The sequence below is a fragment of the Scandinavium sp. NPDC088450 genome, assembly GCF_044900545.1.
Classification (GTDB): domain Bacteria; phylum Pseudomonadota; class Gammaproteobacteria; order Enterobacterales; family Enterobacteriaceae; genus Scandinavium.
Genome location: NZ_JBJDNI010000003.1, coordinates 239,999 through 253,261, shown reverse-complemented (window position 1 = coordinate 253,261; position 13,263 = coordinate 239,999). Strand labels below are relative to the sequence as shown.

Genomic DNA, 13,263 nt, shown 5'->3' with positions numbered 1-13,263 from the left:
GTTCATGATGTCACTTTCCCCGACAACCTGAGCCTTCACTATTGAGCCTCCGGTCATGGGGCCCGACCCTGTGGTTGCCGCTATTTTTACCAGCTGCAGCGACACATTCCCCCAGGTGCCCCCACACAGGCGCCACCAGCTGGTGGACCACGAACAAGCTGACCCCGTATAGCCACGCGGTAAAGCGCCTGACCCAAAGCGCCCTGCATTAGAGCCGGCTCCCGGCGTCACAATACGGATTGCCAGTCCTGGGATACCCGACTGATACAATGTTTGCCCGCCGTAACTGACTGGCGTAAAGCCACCCGTGCCTTCCGCCCAGACGGTGCGGAAAGTGTTGTCATCGCAAGTAAAAAAGTTATTACGACTGCCAAGGCTGCTACTGGTTATCGACGCAACAACACTGCCTACCGCAGCGGTCCGCTGTACCACCACATCACCAAAATTAAGGGTGTCTGAATTCCCCGCATTAAAGCGACCGTCCATAAAGGAACAGGCGGCCATCGCTTTCGCTGAGCCCAGGCACAGCGCGAGCACCATTAACGCCTGAGTCATTCTTTTGTGTTTATTTCGCATAGTCTTTCTCAACTCTTGATTCGGTTACAGGCAGCGCGCACTTTGGCTCACAATGCCGCTCTGGCTTTCGCTCAGGCGGTAGTCGACGGAACACTGACTCTCACGACCATTCCCCCACTGCACTTTCAGCTTGCCGGAGGGTTGCAGCCCGGCCAGATACGCCTGGCCGCCGTCGCCCACGATGCTGCTCACGCTGTCATTGCTGACTGTTGAACCGAAAGGTACCGGGCTGCCGTTTGCACGGGTCAGGGTCATCAGCACTCGCTGCCCGACCTGCGCCTGATAGCTCGCTCGCACCACTGCGCCGCGGGTTGGCGTTACGCCCTGGCTGGTCTGTTGAACGTCAACGTCATCCTTCATGCTTTCTGTTTTCAGGTTGACGTCGTTACGGCGGTAAGCCGTCAGGTTCGGCACCAGCGCATAACCGCGATAGTCGGTCTTCACGCCAGGTTGGTTCTCAATACTGATTCCGCTGGCACCCGGCACTTTTGCCAGGCCAAAGGTTTCGCCTACCGGCTGCCCCAGCGTGACGCCATCGGCATGCGCCAGCACCGCGCCCTGCATGCCATAGCTCAGGCTGGACTGATTGTTGCCGTAGCTATAGCTGCTGGAAACTTGCCCGTAGGTACCGCGGTAATCTGCGCTCGCGTACCCGGTGTAGCCCGTGCCGCTATTGCCATAACCCTGGTTCACGCTCCAGCTTAAATTGTTGTCTTCGAGCGCCACGCCGTTCACCCCGAGGGTGCTGACGCTGCCGTTCTGACGGCTGCTGTTCAGGCTGTAGCTGCTCCAGGTATTGCTCAACCAGCGATCCAGAGGCACGCTGATACTCAGTGAGAAAATGTCGTCACGCTGTGGGCCGCTGCTTGTAGAGGTGCGGCTGCTCACGTTCTGATTACGGGCGTAGTTCAGGCTGTAGCTGACACTCTGCCAGCTGTTGTTGTAGCCGACGCTCCAGTTGTTGCTGGTCTGGCTGCCGTTCCAGTAATCCTCACGAATGGCGCTCAGCGAGAGGTAGCCGGCGCTGCCGCCTAAATCCTGGCTGATGGTCATTTCAGCGCGGTTTTTACGTGCAGACGTTGAAACCGTGAGCGGTGAGTCGCGCCAGCTTTCCATCACATCGCCCAGCGCGTAGAAGCCTTTGGTTGAATAGCGATAGCCCGCGATCGCCACGTTAGTCCCGGTTTCCACCATGCTTTTGCTGTAACGCAAGCGCCAGGATTGCCCCTGCTCAGTGTCGCTGTCTTTCATCTGACTACGTGACAACGTCACGTCAGCAGAGATTGCCCCCACTGTCCCCAGGTTCTGACCGAGGCCTAATGCACCAGAATGATAGTGCTCTGCCACCTGCGTGCCGCCGTACAGCGTCGTGCCACGGGCAATCCCGTAAATGGCGGTCCCCTGCACAAACGTGTTGTTCTCAACGCCGCTGTCATAAGCGCGATACTGGCCGCCGGTCAGGCTAAAGCGCAGTCGCCCTTCGCGCTGCAAAACAGGTAATGAAGCGAACGGCACCACCGAGTTCTGCTCGCTGCCGTCAGACTCTTTCACCGTGACGTGCAGGTCGCCGCTGCCGCCTGTCGGGTACATGTCGGAAATCTCAAACGCCCCGGCAGGCACGTAACTTTGATAGATGATGTAGCCGTTCTGACGAATGATGACCTGAGCGTTGTTGCTGCGCGCAATCCCACGAACCACGGGCGCATAGCCACGCTGGCTTTCTGGCAGCATGTCGTCATCGGACGCCAGTTGTGCGCCGCGGAACGGGACGCTGTCGAACACATCTGCCGGTGATGAGCTGTCGCCGAGCAACAGCTGGCTTTTCAGCGCCACAATGTTGCGCTGGGCATAGGTGTAGACGTTGTTCCACTGCTGTTGGTCACCGTTGCGATTCCAGGTGCTGTAGTTGCGCAAGCGCCATGGGCCGAGGTTAATCCCCGGACGCAAGTTCAGGTACTGGCTGTCACTGCTGGTGCCGTTCTGGCGCGCATTGCTGCCGCTGAAGCTGTAGTTCATCAGCGCGGCATTGATCCCTTCGTCCCACTGTTCTGGCGAAACGTAATCGCGCGCGCGGCTGGTGACGGCGGCCTGCGGAATGCTCAGTTGCAAAGACTGCGAGCTAAAAACGAAGTCTGCTGAAGCCTGCGGGATTGCCGCCAGGTTGACGCAGCGTTCACCGGCCAGTTGCAACTCCGGGAACTGATCGACGCGTACGCCGTAGCTTTTCAGGTCATTGAGCTGCAGGCACGGTTGCAGTTTACCGGTCTGATCTTGAGTGAAATCGAGGTCACGGCTTTCAACAAACTGCCCGTTGAGATAAATATCAGCGTGATAACGGCCCGGCAATTGCCCGCCATTTTCAAAGGTGGACAGGTCAACCTGACCGCCCTCGCCGCCGGTTTGTTCCAGCAGCGCAGGGTTAAAATAGTCCCTCGCCGTTGCGGTCTGCGACCACAGGTGCAGCATCAGAGCCAGAGAAACGGCGACAGGCGTCGGGCGCAGGTAAGCGCGCCCCTTATCGGCGATGAATAATTCCATGGTAATGCTCCGGGAGAGGCTAATGCTGACTAGAGTGCAGCCTGATGAGTGGCACCGCTGGCACCGTAATCGCTGATGATTTGCCAGCTCACCTGCGAACCACTATGGGCCGGGCTGAGCGCAAACGTCGCTGTCGCACCGGGTGCAACCCAGGTCACGTCCTGAACCGCTTTGCCGCCCACATTGATCGCATAAAAATTCATGTAATAAGGCGTTGGGTTGGTCACCGTCAGGCGATTGCCAATGCGCTGCCAGGTCAGCTTATCCGCCAACTGTTCCGGCACCTGGCCTTTCAGTTCTGCCGGACGATAAATCAACTTGATACGAGTCTTGACCGCCAGCTGCAGCGAGTTGCCTGCCGTATTTTGTTCCACTGCCGGAATCGATTTGATATTCAGCCAGTAAAGGCTTTCTTTATTTTTTGCCAATGCAGGCGTAGCCAGCATAATTCGCAATGTATTATTTTGATTGCCGTCCAGTCGGAATAAAGGTGGCGTGACAAAAAACGCGCTTTTATCGGCAATGCCCTGGCTATTCTCAACCCACGACTGAATTAAGTAAGCCGTCTTATCCGGGTTATTAATCTGGATCGACGATTCTTTTTTTGTACCGTCATACACTACGCGAGTCCCACCGACAACGACGCCAGCACTTGCCGAATGACAATATAACGAGGCCAGTGATAACCCCAGAGCGATGAATTTCGCGTTCATAATACAACTCCAAAAAAAAGCCGGCGGCGAGCCGCCGGAATTACGGACAAATTACAACTGATTAATGAGACTACTGCTTTTATCGAATGAACTTAGTTATACACTACGGAGAACGTCGCGGTGGCGTCTGCCGGGCCTGCGGTTACGGTAGCATCTTTGGCTACGTACGCGGCGCTGAACTGCAGGCTGTTTGTGCCAGTCTGAGACAGCGTGACACCCTGAGATGCGGTGTACAGCGGCAGTACAGAACCGTCAGCATCACGGATTTCGATACCCACGCCAGTCGCAGCATTTGCCGCAGGCGTCAGGGCGATTGCGCTGGTGTCACCGTTATAAGGAACACCGTCAAATTTAACGCTGGCGGTATTTACCGCGGCCGGGCAACTTGCCAGATCAATTTTAAAGCTGGTTGCAGCAGCGGTATTACCGACAGTGCCCAGTGATTTGTCACTGACTTTACCCAGGTTAACGGTCTGGTTTGCCGTGGTCGGGGTTACATCACAGGCGGCGTCAATGATTTCGCCGGTGAAATTAATGGTGCCATCTGCTGCAAATACAGAGGTGGTCATTGCGGATGCGATTGCCAGAATTGCCAGTTGCTTTTTCATGATACTTTCCTGATGTCTTAACGAATGTTTTTTAATTACCCTTTCGCTTATTCCATTTCATTTTTGCCCCCACAGCAGCGATGCATGAAATAAGTGAACTGTCACTGGCGAAACGTTCTTCGTTTGCCTGAGATGTACTATAAAGTTTGGCGAAAAAAAGACACCAGGACGACAGGCGGTCGCGTTGTCCTCCTGCCTGGTAAGCTTTGTCATCCAAAGGACGACAAATTTCCGCTTTCTTGTCATCCTTTTCCCCTGACTCTTTAGGGGTAAACGGGACGAAGGGTTTGCAACGCGCATCGCTATATATTCTAATACACAACGATTTTTCCTTTCTTCGAGCGAACTCATGAGCCCATTACACCGCCTTTTCTTCAGCACAGCCCTTGCCTGTGGCGCACTGCTGAGCATTTCAGCCGCCCACGCGGACCGTACCGTCACTGACCAGTTAGGCCGTGAGGTCACACTGCCGGAGCACGTAAATCGCGTTGTCGTCCTTCAGCATCAAACGCTGAATCTGCTGGTGCAACTCGATGCCGCTGACGACATCGTCGGTGTGCTCAGCAGTTGGCAAAAACAGCTTGGGCCGCAGTTCGCTCGCTTCATGCCGCAAATCACCAAGCTGCCGATGCCGGGAGATTTGACTCAGGCAAACATTGAAAGCTTATTGGCGTTGCATCCACAGGTGGTCTTCGTCGCCAATTACGCCCCTGCTCAGATGATTGAGCAGATTCAAAATGCTGGCATTCCTGTGGTGGCGGTTTCCCTTCGCGAAGATGCCGCCGGGGAAAAAAACAAGATGAACCCCACCATGGCGAATGAAGAACAGGCCTATAACAATGGGCTGAAACAAGGTATTCGCCTGATTGGTGAAGTGGTTGAGCGGCAAAAACAGGCCGAAGACTTAATTCAGTATACATTCGCTGCGCGAGCCAAAGCTAACGCGCCAGTTGCCGATATTCCTCAGGACAAAAAAGTTCGCGTGTATATGGCCAACCCTGATCTCAATACCTACGGTTCCGGCAAATACACTGGCCTGATGATGGAACATGCGGGCGCGCTCAACGTCGCTGCCGCAACCGTGAAAGGCGCACGTCAGGTTTCACTGGAGCAAGTCTTGCAATGGAACCCAGAAGTTATCTTTGTGCAGGATCGTTATCCGCAAGTGGTGAAGGAAATTGAAAACGATCCGAACTGGCAGGCTATCGATGCGGTGAAAAACCACCGCGTGTGGCTGATGCCGGAATACGCCAAAGCGTGGGGTTACCCGATGCCGGAAGCACTGGCGCTCGGCGAACTGTGGATGGCAAAAAAACTCTATCCACAGCGCTATAAAGACATCGATATGGATGCACAGGCACAGGATTATTATCAGCGCTTTTATCGCATGAACTGGAAAGCGGATGCTCAGTTCTGATCGTTTTCGCATTCTGCACGTGGGTTTGATTCTGCTGAGTCTGATACTGGCCCTGGCATCTCTTTGCCTCGGCCAGTATCGGCTGCCGTTGAATGAAGTCATCCAGCATCTGTTGCATCCGCACACGCAAAAAGGGATCGCCAGCCAGATTGTCTGGTCGGTGCGTCTGCCCCGCATCACGCTGGCGTTTCTCGCTGGCGCTGCGCTTGGGCTGAGCGGTGCCACGTTACAGGGCGTGTTTCGCAATCCTTTGGTCGACCCGCACATCATTGGCGTGACTTCCGGTTCCGCCTTTGGCGGCACGCTGGCGATTTTGCTGGGCTTCAGCCCGCTGCTCATGATGAGCTCCACCTTTGCCTTTGGGCTGGCGGCGCTGGGGCTGGTATATCTTATTGCCAGCCTGCAAGGCCGGGAAAATACGCTGGTGCTGATCCTCTCCGGGATCATCCTCAGCGGCTTTTTTGCCGCCCTGGTCAGCCTGATGCAGTATCTGGCCGATACCGAAGAAACGTTGCCTAATATCGTGTTTTGGTTGTTAGGCAGTTTCGCCACGGCAAACTGGCACAAAGTGCTGATTTGCGCGATCCCGGTGCTGGTGGGCAGCGTAGTGCTGTTCAGCCTGCGCTGGCGGATAAATTTGCTGTCGCTCGATGAGAAAGATGCCCGCGCGCTCGGCGTGCCAGTCAAACTTCTGCGGGCAGGCGTATTGGTGTGTTGTGCGCTGCTGGTTGCCGCTCAGGTAGCTGTCAGCGGCAGCATCGCCTGGGTCGGGCTGGTTATTCCCCATCTTGCGAGATTACTGACCGGCGTCGATCACCGCCGCTTGTTGCCTGTCTCGTTCTGGCTTGGCGGCTGTTTTATGATTGTCGTGGACGATCTCGCGCGAACGCTGACCGCCGCAGAAATTCCGATTGGCATTATTACCGCCCTGCTCGGCGCGCCGGTGTTCACCTTCTTGCTGATTTACAGCCAGCGCAGGAGCAGCCCATGACAACGGTTTCTTTATCCGCCGACGATTTGTTATACGGGCATAAAGGCCCGCTTTTTTCTCCGCTGAGTTTCACCTGCAAGCCGGGGGAGATTTGGGCCATTTTGGGTGCCAATGGCCGTGGCAAAAGCACGTTGCTGGATACGTTGACTGGCGTGCTTCCGCCTTTGGGGGGGAATTTCATCGTTGAAGGCGGCGTGAGCGTGGTACCGCAATTTTTCCGTGCGGCGTTTGCCTGGCGCGTTGAGGATGTGGTGCTGATGGGACGAGCGCGTCATGTCGGGCTGTTTGCGCAACCGTCTTCAGAAGATATTCATCAAGTCACGCAGGCCCTGACGCAACTGAATATTGCAGACCTTGCGCACAAAACCTTTAATCGTCTTTCCGGTGGACAGCAGCATCTGGTGATGATTGCCCGGGCGCTGGTCAGCGGCAGTCAAAACGTGTTACTGGATGAACCCTGCTCAGCGTTAGATCTGGCCAATCAGCAAGTGGTGCTTCAGCTCATCAGCGATCTGGCACATCGTCAGCAGCGGAGCGTGATGTTCACCACTCATGATCCGACTCATGCACTTCAGGTCGCTAGCCATACCTTATTGCTGTTGCCCCAAGGAGAATGGCTTGCCGGAAAAACGGCCGATATCGTCACGGAAAAGCATCTGCTTCAGGCTTATGGCGTGCCGGTGAAAACCGTGACGCTCGGTGAAAACATCCCACCCGTTATTGCGCCGCTATTTTCCGTCAAGCGGTAGAAATCCTGCCTGGGCCAGAAAACGCTGGCCTTCTTTTGCCACGATATATGCCGCCAACGTTTCGGCGGCTTTACTGAGTAGCGCCAGTTGATATTCACAGCGTGGGTTGTCTGCATCAGGGATGTTCAGCATGCGCAGATCGTCGCTGTTATCCAGAGCTTGCGCATAGTGGGCGTAGCCGATAAACAGGTCGGTATAGTTGTTGCGAATCAGCCACGCGCTGGCGATTTGCCCTTCCGGCACCGTTAAGGTGTCTCGTCCACCCACCAGCTTTATCGCCCTTTGCTTCAACCCGATGCCGGGAAGACGCTGCTCAAGGCGCTCAAAAAGCTGCCAGGTGTAATCCCCGGATGGATCGCAACCCGGCGTTGATGTGCCCAGGCGCAAGGCAGGATTAGCCAAAAGGCTTAACCAGTCGTCATGCTCTGTTTCAGGGGTTTTACGTGCCGTCAGGTTCAAACGATTGAAAGCAAAACTCTGCACGCTCAACGCCTGCCCACGTTGCAACAACACTTGAGGATGCGCAGTATTGGCGGAGGCAAACAAATGGCAGGACGCGCCTGCTTCAATGCGCTCCCGTAACAATCCCGCTGACCCAAAACTGACCTCAACAGGAATACCCGTTTCGGCGCTGAACTGCTGGCAAAGCGGAATGAAGGCCCTTTTAAGGCTACCGGCGGCAAAAAGCTGGAGGGAAGTTGTCATAAGTAAAGGTGTGTTGCCTGAACCAAAACCGTTATCTTAGCCAGGCAAACACAGAACGCCAGCGCTGTCAGGCTATTCCCTGATCTCAGCCAGTTCCCGTAGCTGTTCAGGCGTGGTCACTGGCAGCCCGAAGAAGCGCAGGTACGCCGGGATCATTTCGAACAACATGTCAGTGCCGCGCTGGACCGGGCAATCACGCGCCATCGCCGCTTGTAAGAACGGCGTCCAGGTCTGGCTCATGACTACTTCACCCACAAACGTGCCGGGCGTCAGACGGCTGACATCCATGGGTAACGGGTCGCCTTCCTTCATGCCCATTGGCGTGGCGTTGACCACTAAGTCATGCCCGGCGGGATCGTTATTCATCAGCGTGATATCCAGTGCCGGATAGTGGCGTAACAAGCGCATCGCCAGCGCCTGTGCAGTTTCATGACGTGTATCGAACAGCGCCAATCGCGCAACGCCTGCCGCGGCTAAAGAGGCCGCGATGGCTGAGCCCACGCCGCCACAACCCACAATTAACGCACTTGCGCCTTCAGCACGAAAACCCTTCCGGCGTATGCCCAGCACAAATCCTTCTCCGTCGAACATATCACCGGTCAGACTGCCGTCTTGTTCACGACGAATGGCGTTACACGCTCCGGCAATCGCCGCCGTTGGGCTGAGCGTATCGACCAGGCTTGCCGTCACCACTTTATGCGGCATGGTGACCAGCGCCCCGACAAGATTGGTCATCTGGAATAACGCAGGCACAAACCCTGCAAACGCGTCCGGTTGCACGCCCATCGGCACGACTTTGACATCCACATTTTGCGCCGCAAACCACGGGTTGTAGATCATCGGCGCCTTAAAACTTTCTGTCGGCCAGCCAAGATGGGCGATCAGTCGCGTTTTTCCACTTATCAACATGTCCTGCTCCTTAGCGTTGCTGTTCCGTGATTTCGAGGCGTTTGACATCCCCAAGAATGAAGACATAGGCCACCACGCCCAGCAGCGCAGCCCCGCCGATGTAAATCAGTGCATAAAAGAAATTACCGAAAGCGGCGACAATAAAGCCGATCACCAGCGGGGTGAGGATGCCCGCCAGGTTAGCGCAGAAGTTAAACAGCCCGGCGGTGAGACCGCCAAGCCCGGCAGGTGCCATGTCAGAAATGAGCGTCCAGCCCAGGCCGACCATGCCCTGCCCGAAGAAAGCAAAAGACATCACCAGGATCACCGCGGTATCGCTGTGCAGCCAGTTGGCGCTGATAATGCAGCTTGCCATCAGCAGGCCAACAATAATGGGCAGCTTGCGGCCAAGATTCGCCGAACCGGTCGCTTTGAGTAATTTGTCGGACACCCAGCCGCCAAACATCACGCCGCCCGCTGCGGCAAGAAAAGGCAGAATGGCGAAGAAACCCACTTTCAGCCACGGCATGTGGCGCTCGGTCGCAAGCCAGGTTGGGAACCAGGTCAGGAAGAACACCAGCACGGTATTGCCCGCAAACTGGCCGATACTCGCCCCGACAATTTGACGTTTGCTCAGCAACTGGCGAACCAGCGGCCAGCTAAATTTGGTGGTTTGCGCAGCAGCTTCAATGCCCCCGCCAGCGGCAATGTACTCTCTTTCCTGCTCGCTTAAATGCTTGTCTTCCTGCGGTTCGCGGTAACAACGCCACCAGACAATCGCGAATACAATCCCGACGACACCCACGCTGATGAACAGCGCTCGCCAGCCGAAACTGCCCATTATCCAGAACAGCAAGGGCGAGAAACAAGCCAGCCCAAGATATTCCCCAACGGTATACACCGCCGTCGCTTTGGCGCGTTCCTGCTGTGGAAACCAGGCGCTAACCACACGGCTGTTGACCGGGAAACAAGGGGCTTCGCTCACGCCCAGGCCGAAACGGCACAACAACAGCGATTTGATGCCCACCGCCATGCCATGGAACAGCGTAAACAGCGACCACAACGTTAACGAAAGGAAGTAGGTAATCTTATTGCCGAAGCGGTCGAGGAACAGGCCGCCGGGGATTTGCGCCAGCGCGTACGTCCACGCAAAGGCTGAGAAGACAATACCCATGATCGCCGCGTTGATGCCCAATTCCTGAGTCAGTTCCGGGGCAGCGATGCCCAGCACAGTTCGGTCGAGATAGTTAATCATGGTGCCCACGGCCAGCAGGGCCAGGATACCGATACGCCGCCGGGTGCGACGCACAGTGGCAACCGCCTCCGTGGTGACGGCTTGTTGGTGGCTATATGTGCTCATTGTCTTTCCTGTCTTGTTGTAGGGTGCAGATGAATCGTTTTTATTCTTAATCCGAACCTTCTGGTTCAGACTGACTTACGGGACTGCATCGCCGTCAGCCGCACGGCGGCATTCACTGCGCCATATTGCGCGTAGCCGTGTCGCCTTTCGGTTAACTCAAAGAAAAATCGGCCGGCACTGAAAGGTTGCGTGTAGAGATGGAAAAATTCTCCCCCTTTGCTGTCCCGGTCATACAGGATTTGCAGGCGCTGGAGCTGCGTGGTCTGCTCGCTGTCGCCGAAACGGGCACGCACATCCTCATAATAGTTTGCTGGAATGGGCAGTGCCTGCGAGGCGGCATCCGGCAAGTGCTGTAGCGTGTCGACCAAATCCGCACTGGCAAAGGCGGCATGTTGCAGCCCTGCGCCCTGATAACAGGCCACTGAGCGGGCAATCTGCGTGGCGCGACTTTGTGACATATTCAGTGCCAGGCGTATGCCGCCTTCCGGGCTTTGTACCGCCAGGCTGCGCACCAGCCCGTAAGGATCGGGCATCGTTTGTTCGTGTTCCGGAGCGAAGCCGAACACGGCGCGGAAGAACATCACCCAGTTATCGCGATTATCCGCTTCAATGCCCAACGCAAGGTGATCGATGCCCAGCAGCGTGCCCTGAGCAGCAGGTTCAGTCAGCGTGAAGTCTCGGGCGTAGATATCATCGCCCTCTTCAATCAGATAAATCAGGCTGCCGTCCGGAGCACAAACAGCCGGTATGGAGCTCTCATTTGGCCCAACTTCGCCCTGCCAGGTGGCATAGCCAAAAGCTTTGGCGCGTGAAATCACCGCCGCGCTATCACTCACTCTTAACGCCATCGCGCATAGCGAAACGCCGTGGCGTTGCCAGAAATGATCTGCCCAGCTATGAGGTTGATGGTTGACGATGACCCGCGCGCCGCCGTTTTGCCAGAGTGAAACTTTCTTGCTTCGGTGTGTGCCAGTGGCCTGAAAACCTAGCTGGCTAAGGCTCGCGCCCAGTGATTTTGCTTCGGACGGGCTTGCCGCAAATTCGATGAATTCCGGCCCGTGATAACGCGGAATGGCTGGCGCGGTAAATAAGTCTGCGTCGGATTCAGGCATTAACTGACGTGTCTGATCTTCAAGCCACAGCAGCGAACGATAGCCATCTTTGGCCGTCGCGCCATTGGGAGAAGCACGGAAACCATCGTTAAACACCTCGAGTGACCAAGGCCCGCGATACCCGCGACGGGTTAAATCATGGGCAAATTTCACCACCGGAAGCTCGCCTTGCCCAGGGAAACAGCGAAAATGGCGGCTCCATTCCAGCACATCCATTTTCATCACCGGGGCATCGGCAAGCTGCAGGAAGGTGATTTTATCGACCGGCACTTCATCGAGCCTGCTGAGATCGTCGCCCAGCGCCAGCACATGAAAACTGTCGAGCACAATGCCCATCGCCGGGCTGTCGACCGCTTTCACTCGCTGCCACGCCTGATGCCAACGATTAACCTGCGTGCCCCAGGCCAGCGCTTCGTAACCAACCTGAATGTTTTCTGTTTCCGCAAGCTCCGCTAACGCGCGTAGATCGCTGATTTGCAGACTGATATCCGCGCTGGTATCAGGCGCAACGCTGCTGCACAACAGCAACGTGTTGCATCCCAGTTGATGCATCAGGTCAAATTTTCGCCGAGCACGTTCCAGATTGGCAGCAAACTGCGGGCGACTCGCGCCTTCGAAATCGCGAAACGGCTGAAAAAGCGTTATCTGTAACCCAAGATCGGCGGCCATCTGTCGGATATCGGCTGGCGACCCGGTATAATAGAGCAGATCATTTTCAAAAATTTCAACGCCCTGATAGCCTGCATCGGCAATAGCGCTGAGTTTTTCCGGTAAGGTGCCTGAGATGGACACCGTTGCGATGGAGCGCAGCATGTTTTCACCTGTCCTGAACCACGGGGAATCTGAATATGAATCATTTGGTTCATTCGTGCCATCATCAGTTGCTAATTTGTGATCGTAGTGTGTATTTTTTGTTCTTCCTAAAATGCTGGAGTGGTTATGTCGGTTGTTGCTCACGATGAGGCACAGAGCCTGAAAGAGAAGATTTTTACTGCGGCTATCGCCGTGTTTGCTGAACATGGCCTTGCCGGGGCGCGCATGGAGCAAATTGCCGGGGAAGCGCAAACCACCAAGAGGATGGTGGTGTATTACTTCAAAACGAAAGAGCAACTTTACCAGGCGGTGCTGGAACATGTTTATGCGCGCATTCGCGAAACGGAACAGCAGTTAGGACTGGAAAATCTGCCGCCCGTGGAAGCGCTGGTGCAACTGGTGAAATGGAGCGTGGCCTATCACGCCAGTCATGCGGATTATATGCGGGTGATTTGCATGGAGAACATGCAGCGCGGAAAGTGGCTGAATGCTTCAGGCTTGCTGAAGCCGCTGAACAAAAGTGCGCTGTCGATTCTGGAGAACATCCTTCAGCGCGGTCAGCAGGAAGGCATCTTCCAGCAAGGCGTTGAAGCACGTGACGTTCACCGTTTAATCAGCAGTTTCAGCTTTTATCAGGTGTCCAACTTCTATACGTTTAACAGCCTGTATCTGGAAGGCCCGCTACCGGAAATTGACGATCCTGACCTTGTTGCGCATCACAGTGACATTGCCGTCAAAGCGGTGCTGAGGTTTGTGATTGCCTGATTCGCCCGGCTAATCAGGCAGCCATTGG

The 13,263-nt window shown here is 55.6% G+C and carries 11 protein-coding genes and 1 pseudogene; 4 read left to right on the top strand and 8 right to left on the bottom strand.

Annotated features, from left to right (window positions below):
- The 4 genes and pseudogenes from ACI2I2_RS05190 to ACI2I2_RS05175 all read right to left on the bottom strand — a co-directional run.
- Positions 1–576 (bottom strand): annotated as a pseudogene (locus tag ACI2I2_RS05190) (type 1 fimbrial protein); the annotation flags it as partial.
- Positions 577–600: 24 nt separating this feature from the next.
- Positions 601–3,114: a fimbria/pilus outer membrane usher protein gene (locus ACI2I2_RS05185; RefSeq protein WP_404656918.1), complete on the bottom strand. Its 2,514-nt coding sequence runs from the start codon at positions 3,112–3,114 to the stop codon at positions 601–603.
- A gap of 29 nt (positions 3,115–3,143) precedes the next feature.
- The gene (locus ACI2I2_RS05180; RefSeq protein WP_404656917.1) at positions 3,144–3,827 is read right to left on the bottom strand and encodes a fimbria/pilus periplasmic chaperone; all 684 of its coding nucleotides are present in this window, start codon (positions 3,825–3,827) and stop codon (positions 3,144–3,146) included.
- A 92-nt stretch (positions 3,828–3,919) separates the two neighbouring features.
- Positions 3,920–4,435, bottom strand: a complete 516-nt coding sequence (locus ACI2I2_RS05175; protein ID WP_404656916.1) for a fimbrial protein — start codon at positions 4,433–4,435, stop codon at positions 3,920–3,922.
- A gap of 349 nt (positions 4,436–4,784) precedes the next feature.
- Here ACI2I2_RS05175 and ACI2I2_RS05170 point away from each other — a divergent pair, with 349 nt between their 5' ends.
- The 3 genes from ACI2I2_RS05170 to ACI2I2_RS05160 are packed head-to-tail and all read left to right on the top strand — an operon-like array spanning position 4,785 to position 7,592.
- On the top strand, positions 4,785–5,852 hold the full coding sequence (locus ACI2I2_RS05170; protein ID WP_404656915.1) for an ABC transporter substrate-binding protein: 1,068 nt from the start codon (positions 4,785–4,787) through the stop codon (positions 5,850–5,852).
- Positions 5,839–6,843 (top strand): FecCD family ABC transporter permease, encoded by a 1,005-nt coding sequence (locus ACI2I2_RS05165; protein WP_404656914.1) that lies wholly within the window; start codon positions 5,839–5,841, stop codon positions 6,841–6,843. The genes ACI2I2_RS05170 and ACI2I2_RS05165 overlap by 14 nt, the downstream gene beginning before the upstream one ends.
- Entirely contained in the window at positions 6,840–7,592 is a 753-nt protein-coding gene (locus tag ACI2I2_RS05160) for an ABC transporter ATP-binding protein (RefSeq protein WP_404656913.1), read from the top strand. The genes ACI2I2_RS05165 and ACI2I2_RS05160 overlap by 4 nt, the downstream gene beginning before the upstream one ends.
- Here the strand turns inward: ACI2I2_RS05160 and ACI2I2_RS05155 are convergent.
- The 4 genes from ACI2I2_RS05155 to ACI2I2_RS05140 all read right to left on the bottom strand — a co-directional run bounded on the left by ACI2I2_RS05155 (position 7,572) and on the right by ACI2I2_RS05140 (position 12,470).
- On the bottom strand, positions 7,572–8,297 hold the full coding sequence (locus tag ACI2I2_RS05155; protein ID WP_404656912.1) for a substrate-binding domain-containing protein: 726 nt from the start codon (positions 8,295–8,297) through the stop codon (positions 7,572–7,574). The genes ACI2I2_RS05160 and ACI2I2_RS05155 overlap by 21 nt on opposite strands.
- Before the next feature lie 72 nt (positions 8,298–8,369).
- A complete protein-coding gene (locus tag ACI2I2_RS05150; protein ID WP_404656911.1) occupies positions 8,370–9,206 on the bottom strand; it encodes a shikimate dehydrogenase family protein in 837 nt (278 codons plus the stop codon).
- A gap of 10 nt (positions 9,207–9,216) precedes the next feature.
- Complete coding sequence (locus tag ACI2I2_RS05145) at positions 9,217–10,545, bottom strand: MFS transporter (protein ID WP_404656910.1); 1,329 nt, start codon at positions 10,543–10,545, stop codon at positions 9,217–9,219.
- A 65-nt stretch (positions 10,546–10,610) separates the two neighbouring features.
- The gene (locus ACI2I2_RS05140; RefSeq protein WP_404656909.1) at positions 10,611–12,470 is read right to left on the bottom strand and encodes a bifunctional sugar phosphate isomerase/epimerase/4-hydroxyphenylpyruvate dioxygenase family protein; all 1,860 of its coding nucleotides are present in this window, start codon (positions 12,468–12,470) and stop codon (positions 10,611–10,613) included.
- A 126-nt stretch (positions 12,471–12,596) separates the two neighbouring features.
- Between ACI2I2_RS05140 and ACI2I2_RS05135 the strand changes: the two genes are divergently transcribed.
- A complete protein-coding gene (locus ACI2I2_RS05135; protein ID WP_404656908.1) occupies positions 12,597–13,235 on the top strand; it encodes a TetR family transcriptional regulator in 639 nt (212 codons plus the stop codon).
- Positions 13,236–13,263: the final 28 nt, after the last annotated feature.

Excerpts from the sequence above, each read along its gene's own strand:
- ACI2I2_RS05150 (WP_404656911.1), bottom strand. The coding sequence starts at position 9,206 with ATGTTGATAAGTGGAAAAACGCGACTGATCGCCCATCTTGGCTGGCCG.
- ACI2I2_RS05145 (WP_404656910.1), bottom strand. The coding sequence starts at position 10,545 with ATGAGCACATATAGCCACCAACAAGCCGTCACCACGGAGGCGGTTGCC.
- ACI2I2_RS05140 (WP_404656909.1), bottom strand. The coding sequence starts at position 12,470 with ATGCTGCGCTCCATCGCAACGGTGTCCATCTCAGGCACCTTACCGGAA.
- ACI2I2_RS05175 (WP_404656916.1), bottom strand. The coding sequence starts at position 4,435 with ATGAAAAAGCAACTGGCAATTCTGGCAATCGCATCCGCAATGACCACC.
- ACI2I2_RS05165 (WP_404656914.1), top strand. The coding sequence starts at position 5,839 with ATGCTCAGTTCTGATCGTTTTCGCATTCTGCACGTGGGTTTGATTCTG.
- ACI2I2_RS05155 (WP_404656912.1), bottom strand. The coding sequence starts at position 8,297 with ATGACAACTTCCCTCCAGCTTTTTGCCGCCGGTAGCCTTAAAAGGGCC.
- ACI2I2_RS05160 (WP_404656913.1), top strand. The coding sequence starts at position 6,840 with ATGACAACGGTTTCTTTATCCGCCGACGATTTGTTATACGGGCATAAA.
- ACI2I2_RS05170 (WP_404656915.1), top strand. The coding sequence starts at position 4,785 with ATGAGCCCATTACACCGCCTTTTCTTCAGCACAGCCCTTGCCTGTGGC.
- ACI2I2_RS05135 (WP_404656908.1), top strand. The coding sequence starts at position 12,597 with ATGTCGGTTGTTGCTCACGATGAGGCACAGAGCCTGAAAGAGAAGATT.
- ACI2I2_RS05185 (WP_404656918.1), bottom strand. The coding sequence starts at position 3,114 with ATGGAATTATTCATCGCCGATAAGGGGCGCGCTTACCTGCGCCCGACG.
- ACI2I2_RS05180 (WP_404656917.1), bottom strand. The coding sequence starts at position 3,827 with ATGAACGCGAAATTCATCGCTCTGGGGTTATCACTGGCCTCGTTATAT.